The organism is Paenibacillus segetis (genome assembly GCF_014639155.1).
Classification (GTDB): domain Bacteria; phylum Bacillota; class Bacilli; order Paenibacillales; family Paenibacillaceae; genus Fontibacillus; species Fontibacillus segetis.
Genome location: NZ_BMFT01000010.1, coordinates 1 through 8,911, shown reverse-complemented (window position 1 = coordinate 8,911; position 8,911 = coordinate 1). Strand labels below are relative to the sequence as shown.

General features: G+C 40.1%; 7 protein-coding genes. All 7 read left to right on the top strand.

Going from position 1 to position 8,911, the window contains the following annotated elements:
• Window positions 1–471: glycosyl hydrolase-related protein (locus IEW05_RS25465; protein WP_229753768.1), on the top strand; the 471-nt coding region annotated here is incomplete at its 5' end.
• Window positions 472–637: 166 nt separating this feature from the next.
• The gene (locus tag IEW05_RS25460) at window positions 638–2,464 is read left to right on the top strand and encodes a sensor histidine kinase (protein ID WP_188542672.1); all 1,827 of its coding nucleotides are present in this window, start codon (window positions 638–640) and stop codon (window positions 2,462–2,464) included.
• A 1-nt stretch (window position 2,465) separates the two neighbouring features.
• Entirely contained in the window at window positions 2,466–4,019 is a 1,554-nt protein-coding gene (locus IEW05_RS25455) for a response regulator transcription factor (RefSeq protein ID WP_188542671.1), read from the top strand.
• Between the two features lie 313 nt (window positions 4,020–4,332).
• On the top strand, window positions 4,333–5,262 hold the full coding sequence (locus IEW05_RS25450; protein ID WP_188542670.1) for an ABC transporter permease: 930 nt from the start codon (window positions 4,333–4,335) through the stop codon (window positions 5,260–5,262).
• 18 nt (window positions 5,263–5,280) lie between these two features.
• On the top strand, window positions 5,281–6,231 hold the full coding sequence (locus IEW05_RS25445) for a carbohydrate ABC transporter permease (protein WP_188542669.1): 951 nt from the start codon (window positions 5,281–5,283) through the stop codon (window positions 6,229–6,231).
• A 245-nt stretch (window positions 6,232–6,476) separates the two neighbouring features.
• Window positions 6,477–7,997, top strand: coding sequence for an ABC transporter substrate-binding protein (locus IEW05_RS25440; protein ID WP_188542668.1), 1,521 nt, complete (start codon window positions 6,477–6,479; stop codon window positions 7,995–7,997).
• Between the two features lie 270 nt (window positions 7,998–8,267).
• Window positions 8,268–8,911: glycoside hydrolase family 38 N-terminal domain-containing protein (locus tag IEW05_RS25435; protein ID WP_505819017.1), on the top strand; the 644-nt coding region annotated here is incomplete at its 3' end.

Below are 8,911 nucleotides of genomic sequence, written 5' to 3'. Positions count from 1 at the left end.
CTACGCAGTGTGGGAGAACTAGGCGATTGGGGATTGTTCCCTACACCAGAAGCACAATGCCTTGGTGAACACACTGTCCATATGGAGCTCATTCCACACACTGGTGACGGTATGACTTCTGGCGCATATGCAGAAAGCTATCAGTTCCAGATCCCTTGGACTGTATGCCAAAGTGACGTTCATGAGGGACCAATTTCTCCAGCATATACGCCATTTAAATGGGAAAGTGCTGAGCTTGCCTTCTCTTCCATGAAGATGAACGGAGAGAGTGGAGATCTCATGCTACGTTGGTACAACATGAGCAAAGAACAAACAGAGCTTACTTTAAGTACAGATATTCCTTGTGAACACTTCTACAAAACAACGATCTTGGAAGAGACGATGCCGCCTTTAACTAAGAACGCCGTAGGTGGTTTGTCTATGATGGTTGGTCCATGTGAGATTGTGACGACAGGTCTTCGTCTTTATTAAAACGAAATAAATTTAAGATAATGAAGAAAGAGGCATTCAAAGTCATGTAATGATGACAAGAATAGCCTCTTTCTTGTATACTATTTTGATTGTTCAGCTTTCTGTTTGGTTAGGTATAGAAGGAACATAAGACAGTACCCCCTTATATTAACTGGAGGTTGGAAAGATGTCTAGGATACGCAGGTTTTACCGAAATCATCTGAAGCGAAAGATGTTCAACAAGATTATTTTGCTCTATTCTGGGGTTATGATGGTGTTATTTGCAGCAGCTGCAACGATGGTATACGAGTATCAATTACAACGCGTAATCCATGAAGAGCGTGATGCAAACCAGAAGACAGCACAGGTCCTGAGTTTCTATTTGGGCACACAAAATGAGAACATCCAGAGGACGATTCAGCAAATCTATGGTAACGCTTCCGTGAGTGCAGATATGATCTATTTTCTGAATCATTCCTATGGCGACTATTTGGAGTATCGATTGGATCAGTTCACAAGGCCTGGTGTTCAGCGAACAAGTTCATTTAGCGAATTCTACAAAAGCTATATGAAGAATGAGACAGGTGTAAGTAGTATTTCTATATATAGTTATCCGAAACAATTTTATACCTCAATCAGTAGAGATAATCAGCAGTTGATATATGAAGAGGGTTCCAGGTCATATTGGGAGAACTGGTTTGTACAAAGAAAGTTGCATCCGTGGAATATCGTAGAGAACGACTCACACTCAGGAGTTGTAGGAAAGGCCTCAAACCTATATTCATATTCTCGTGAACTACAGGATCCAGAGACATTGGAGAAGATAGGAATGTTAAATATTGAATTTGATTCTACGGATATATCAGCCTGGCTGCAGAGCCGAGCTCCCGTAATGAATGGGAGAGTTCTAGTTATGACTGCACAGGGTACCGTTATTTTTGACTCCAATAATGAGTATTTTGGAAAGGTATACCCTTATCGATCGCAGTTACAGAATACAGGAGATTGGGTTGAACTGGATCAGCCATCGAAAGTGAATATACTAAATATGGGGAATGATGGGTTATCGGTCGTAGGTATTGTATCAAAGTCGGAAATTAACGCTAGCATGAATACTTTGAGAAGCCAACTATTTATAGCTACATTACTATTTATTATCGTGAGCTTTGCGATTACCACAACAATGATGCGGAGATATTCTAAAAAGGTGCAGCGAATAATCCGTTCTATGAACCGCATTGGTGATGGTGATATTTCTACTAGAATCAAGTTACATGGTGAAGATGAACTTCAGCAAATCTCTCAACGATTTAATGATATGTGCGACAGGATAGAGCTATATATCGATAAAATGTATACTTCAGAACTTAAGCAGAAACATGCTGAGCTAGTAGCCTTGCAATCACAAATTCAGCCTCATTTTTTATATAATACGCTCGAAAGTATCCGAATGAAGGCCTATAGCATGGGGGCTAAGGATGTTGGGAAGATGATTTATAGTCTGTCGGTTATGTTCAAAAGTATGGTGAAGAAGCGAACGATTGTTACTTTGGGGGAAGAGATTGAGATGTGTTCTCTGTACCTTGAATTGTTCCAAATCCGTTATGAAGGCAGGCTTCAGGTTGATATTCATGTGGATGAGGATGTCGGCGAATGTAGTATCTTGAAACTGCTAGTGCAGCCCATTATTGAAAATTATACGATTCATGGTTTCCGGTCGTTGGAAGACAATAATTGCATTTCTCTTTATGTAGTTCGAAATGAAGGAGTAATTTCAATTATTGTAACGGATAACGGGAGAGGCATTTCGCTGGCGAAATTGGATGAGATTAATACAATGTTGGCTAAGTCATCTCAGGTTCCAGACAAGAGTAATCAATCGATTGGTTTGATCAATGTTCATGAAAGAATTCAAATGACCTATGGAGACCAGTACGGTATAACCATTCAGAGCGAAGAGGGAATAGGTACGAAGGTCGTAATTGAGATTCCAGCATTAAGAGAGGGATATTGATATGAAAAGAGTATTTTTTGTCGATGATGAACCATTAATTGCTCAGGGGTTAAACTCAATTACAGACTGGGAGCAATTTGGCATAGAGGTAGTGGGTTCAGCTAATGATGGTGAGCTAGCATTGGAACAATTATTAAAGCTGGGTTCTGTTGATCTACTAATTACAGATATTATGATGCCCAATATGAATGGTTTGGAATTGATCAGACGGGTAAAAGAGATCCATCCACGTACCAAGTTTATTGTGCTTAGCGGATACGAAGAATTTCACTATGTGAAGATGGGAATTACTTTGGGCATTGAAAATTACATACTCAAACCCATTAATATTGAAGAGCTGGAGTCTACCATTAAGCATATTTGTGGGGATTGGGAGCGGGAACAGGTGAATAGGTTCAGACAAGAAGAAGAGTGGGCTGTTTTACGCAGTAATGTTCTCCAGCGTTGGGTTAATAGCGAGATTGAAATTCAAGAATTCAAGCAGCGGGCACAGCTTTTGGGAATTCCATTGAATTATAAGTATTATAAGACTGTAGTAATTAGGGTGATTTCTGAAGATAGACCTATATCGCAATTGTACCGTATGAATGGTCTTGCCAGTGAGTGTGAGATGGCGGCAAAAGAACTGTTGGGGTCAAATTATGGTGTCATTTGTTTTCCAAATATGAATGAGGACATTGTCATTTTATATACTTTCATGGAAGAAGAGCATCTCAGTTATATTGACCGGAGTATTCAAGCTATGGCCGAACAAATCTATTCATTGGTTGGATTGCCAGTATGGAGCTCGGAGGGGGATGTAAGTCATGGCTTGGCTGGCATACAGGCCAGTTTCAAGTTGGCACAGAGCAAGTTCCAACAGTGTTTAATATCTGGAGGAGAGAGTGTAGAGTATGACCGAGAGGGGGATGCAGAGATAGAGTTATCCACCGCCCCGGTGTGTGATCAAGAGACGTTTAGCAGAATTTTAATCGAAGGTGACATAGAAGCTACGCAAAAATATATCGATTCTCTGCTTAGTGGTACGTTACATTATGAGCGATTTCTTCGACAATCCTTCGTAAATGTGGCGATTGAACTCATGATGATGGCGAAAGAGCTGGAGAAGCATCCCGATTATAGTGAAATGTTAGGCCCACTGCTTAGAATCAATACAATGATTGGTGTAAGACAGCATGTCTTGTCTGTGGTGCTTCGGAGTATTGAACGGCGTCAAGAGCGCAAACAGGAGTATAGCCCCCATGTATCCTTTGTGATGGAACAGATTAGGGGACATCATAGAGAGGAATTGTCCTTAAAGACATTAAGTCAGCGACTTGAGCTACATCCGAACTATTTAGGTCAGTTATTTCAACAAGAGGTAGGCTCTAGTTTCTCGGATTATTTGAATCAATATCGCATTGAGAAAGCGACGCAGCTTCTATTGCATACTGAGCAGAAGACGGCAGAAATTGCTGCTCTTGTAGGATATATTGATACTTCTTATTTCTTCCGGCAATTCAAGAAATATGCTGGAGTATCTCCTACTGAGTTAAGAAATATGTATTCGAGATAATACTTCAATTGAAATATCTAACGGGCAGAGCAACAGAATAAAAAGGATTCTACAGTAGTCTTTTTTCCAGTTTTAAGGAAAACAGATTACTGTTTTTTTGCGATTAGACCCATTTCTTTAATTTGTTCATCCATTTCTAGCATTTTTCAACTTGTTGAGGATAGCGCTTACAAGCGACAATAAAGTTACTAAATGACGAGCGTCATAGAAGCGGTGGATTTCACTGCCAGCGTAATTGTTGTTGATCGTAGGGGAACATAACAAACGCTAAACGCTAATTTACTAGAAGTTTTCAGTCAAGGGGGAGTGAGGCGTGAACGCTTTTTGGAAGAAACTACTGCGAAATAAAGGTCTGTTGCTCTTGGTTTTGCCCGGAACGGTTTGGTTTCTGATTTTTGCCTATTTGCCTATGTTTGGTTCTATACTGGCGTTTAAGGATTTCCGTATTCACCGGGATGGATTTTTCGCAAGTGTATTAAACAGTGAATGGGTGGGCTTTAAAAACTTTGAATATCTGTTCACGACAAATGATGCTTACATCATTACACGGAATACCATCTTATACAATTTGGCATTGATCATTCTAGGATTGGTTATCTCCGTTACATTCGCGATTATTCTCAGTGAACTGGTTAACAAAAAGATGGCTAAGTTATATCAGACGGGGATGTTTTTACCGCACTTTTTGTCGTGGGTTATTATAAGTTACTTTGCTTTTACTTTTCTTAGTACGGATAAAGGAACATTGAATCATATCATCAGCTATTTTGGTGGTGAGCCCATCATGTGGTATACAGAGCAGAAATACTGGCCGTTCATTCTGATATTTGTTGGGATATGGAAGGGCGTCGGCTATAATAGTGTGATTTATTTAGCCTCGATTACGGGAATTGATAAGTCTTACTATGAAGCGGCTGTGATTGATGGAGCGACGAAATGGAAGCAGATTCGCTATATTACAATCCCGCTTCTGAAGCCCTTGATGATTATCTTGACGATTCTAGCTATCGGGGGAATATTCCGCTCAGACTTCGGTTTATTCTATCAACTTCCGAAGGATTCTGGTGCATTGTATCCGGTTACCAACGTTATTGATACCTTTGTCTATCGTGGTTTGATTAATATGGGCGATATTGGAATGAGTACGGCAGCTGGCTTGTATCAGTCTATGGTGGGTCTAATACTGATTCTGATAACGAATTATATTGTTAGAAAAATTGAAAAGGATCATGCAATCTTCTAAAGAATAGAGGTGTTTTCTATGGCAAATACAACGACTCGAGCTCGAACAAGGGTAGGAGCGAGACAGAAGAAAAAGGCGGATTACAACGCCATATCTCCATTGTGGAATACATTATTTAATATTCTAATAGGGTTGTTCGCCTTCTCTTGTGTGTTTCCATTCCTATTTGTCATTATTATTTCGTTAACAGATGAGCAGACACTAGTGCTGGAAGGATTTAATTTATTCCCAAGTAAGTTCAGCTTCGCTGCTTATGACTACATCGCAAATTCCGGGAAATCACTATTAACTTCCTTTGGAGTTACCGTTGTGATTACGGTGGTGGGTACAGCACTATGCTTAGCGCTAGTAACTACTTATGCTTACGCCGTTTCGAGAAAGGGTTTTGAATACCGTGGTTTCTTTAGTTTTTTGGCTTTCTTCACCATGTTATTCTCCGGGGGAATGGTACCAGGTTATATCGTAATGACACAATTCCTGCACTTACAAAATACGTTATGGTCGTTGATACTCCCATTGTCGCTTAGTGCGTTCTCAATCATTGTCATGCGTACGTTCTTCCAAACAACGATACCTGATGAAATTATTGAATCAGCCAAGATCGATGGGGCGGGTGACATTCTTACCTTTATCCGTATAGTCTTACCTGTATCCCTACCAGGGATCGCAACCATTGGACTATTCGCTTCTTTGGGATATTGGAATGATTGGTTTAATGCACTGTTGTATTATAACAATCCTGAGCGCATACCTCCGTTGCAGTTTATGCTAATGCAGATTGAGAAGAATATGGACTTTCTTTCGAAAAATGCCCATAACATTGGTTCCTACGATGCGATTGCGAATCTTCCTACAGAGACGGTGCGAATGGCGATGGTAGTATTGGCAACTTTACCGATTGTTATGGCGTACCCTTTCTTCCAACGTTATTTTGTTCAAGGGTTGACTGTAGGTTCGGTTAAAGGTTAATCAGATTTGGAATAATTTCTTTCAATTAGGTTGTAACCGCGGTACATGAAGAGGAGAAAGAATTACACTGTCTAGATTATGCATGTTTCTAGTCGAGTGACTTCAAGCACATATGAATTAGGGTGAGATGATATGCTAGTCAATCCATATGCGCTGTGGGTTACCGCTTAGAATGTTGCATAACCCTCTTATTTGTAAGCGGAATCAATATATTTGTTTAAAAAAACACTCCAGGGGGAAAGAACATGAACAAGAGCAAAAGCAAAAAAGTTTCCTTGTTGTCGCTTACCTTAATTCTATTATTATCTGCTGTCCTTGCAGGTTGTGGGTCCAAAGGGAACAATGAGCCAGCTAAGGAGTCTGAGGCGATTAAAAGTGATGGCACCGTTGATATTTCCAAGCTAGATCCTGTTAACCTTAAAATGTACTTGATCGGACCAAACCAGAAGGATCTACCAAAGGTACAGGAAGAAATTAATAAATACTTGAAGGATAAGATTAACACTACACTAAGTATTTCTATGATCGACTGGGGCGACTATAGCCAACGCATGCAGGTTATTACAAGCTCAGGTGAGGACTATGATATCGCCTTTACTAGTTCATGGGCATTCGATTATTTACCAAATGCATCAAAAGGTGTTTTCATGCCTTTAAATGATCTACTGGATAATTACGGGCAAGGAATCAAGGAAGTATTGGATCCACGTTTCCTGGAAGGTACCAAAGTTAATGGTGTCAACTATGGTGTTCCAGCTAATAAGGAATTGGCACAACAATTCGTATGGCGCTTCAATAAAAAGTATGTAGATAAATACAATTTGGATATTTCCAAGGTAACTACCTTGGAGGATTTGGAACCGCTCTTGAAAGTGATTAAAGATAATGAAACATCGGATATTACTCCTCTAGCTGTTCCAAAAAGCTTCAAACCTTATATGCCGTTTGACTTCTTATTGGGTGATGAAATTCCATTAGGTATGTACCTTGATACTAAGGACTACAAATTCGTAAATATTTTGGAGTCCCCTGAACTGAAATCAGCATTGTCCACTATGCGTAAATACTATAAAGCGGGTTATGTCCGTGAAGATGTAGCAACACTGGATGGTATTGATAACATCAAGACAGGTAAGTGGTTGGTAGACAGAGAAATCACTCAGCCTTATGCGGAGTTAGGTTGGTCAAGAAATGCCGGTTATGATATTGTAACTAGACCAATGCAGGACCCAGTTATTTATACAAGCTCTGCCGCAGGTTCTATGCTAGCGATCTCTTCCTATTCAAAGAATCCTGAACGTTCAATGATGTTCTTGAACTTGTTGAACACAGATAAATATCTTCGTAACTTGATTCAGTACGGAATTGAAGGCGAACATTATAAGAAGTTAGATGGCGATTATATTGAAGACCTACCTGCCATGCAAGAAAGATATGCAATGCCTGGTTTCGCATTGGGCAACATGTTCTTAACTAGTTTGCATGATGGAGATCCTGAAGACAAATGGTCTTCTTTCGAGGAATTTAATGCCTCAGGAGTTGTCGCACCTACATTTGGTTTCAACTTTGATACTAGCAAGGTAAAGACAGAAGTAGCTTCGGTAACTAACGTAGCTAAGGAATTTATTCCTTCACTGTATACAGGCTCTGTTGATCCTGATGAGTATCTACCTAAGGCGATTCAAAAATTCAAGGATGCAGGTATTGATAAAGTCCTTGCTGAAGCTCAGAAACAATTTGATGAGTGGAAAGCAGCACAGAAATAATCATTTGTGATGTTAGCGCCTTCTCTACTTAATGATATATTGAGGGAGAAGGCGCTTGTTTGTATATTTTCTTTAATTTTTACTAGGGTGTGTTTAATTTGCCTCCTTATTTTAGTGGAGCTTCATAGTCTATATTGAAAGAATATCATGCTTAGTTGTAATGGCTTTCAAATGGCAAATTTACATGTATATATGGTCTCTAATATGAGTTAGTCTTAAGTTGTGAAATACTTATTGAAAGAGCTAAATGAAAGGGGATTAATCTGGATTATGGCTAGTAAAAGAACAGCACATATCGTTTCCCATACGCACTGGGATCGGGAATGGTATTTACCTTATGAGAAGCATCATGTCCGTCTAGTCCAGTTAGTGGATGCATTATTGGATAAATTGGATGGGGATTCGGAATTCAAGAGTTTCTATCTTGATGGACAGACAATCATTCTAGAAGATTACCTCCAAGTACGTCCGGAGAACAAGGAACGGTTAGAGAAATATATTACTGAAGGACGTATTCTGATCGGCCCTTGGTACATTTTGCAGGATGCATTCTTGACGAGTGGAGAAGCGAACGTACGTAACATGCAGATCGGGCATCAGGATTCCAAACGTTACGGCGAGCCTTCCAAGATCGGATATTTCCCTGATACGTTTGGTCTAGTGGGACAAACTCCGCAGCTTATGTTGCAATCAGGCATCACCAATGCGTTCTTCGGACGTGGTGTGAAGCCAACTGGATTCAACAACATGGTATCGGACGGCGACTATGAGTCATCATTCTCCGAACTGATTTGGGAAGGCCCGGACGGTTCCAAAGTACTCGGTATTTTGTTTGCCAACTGGTACTCTAACGGGAATGAAGTGCCTACGGATGACACGGAAGCCAAGGCATTTTGGGATAAGAAGCTGGCAGA

What these genes read in the sequence shown, in the direction of transcription:
- IEW05_RS25460 (WP_188542672.1), top strand. Translation starts at nt 638, where the DNA reads ATGTCTAGGATACGCAGGTTTTACCGAAATCATCTGAAGCGAAAGATG.
- IEW05_RS25440 (WP_188542668.1), top strand. Translation starts at nt 6,477, where the DNA reads ATGAACAAGAGCAAAAGCAAAAAAGTTTCCTTGTTGTCGCTTACCTTA.
- IEW05_RS25455 (WP_188542671.1), top strand. Translation starts at nt 2,466, where the DNA reads ATGAAAAGAGTATTTTTTGTCGATGATGAACCATTAATTGCTCAGGGG.
- IEW05_RS25445 (WP_188542669.1), top strand. Translation starts at nt 5,281, where the DNA reads ATGGCAAATACAACGACTCGAGCTCGAACAAGGGTAGGAGCGAGACAG.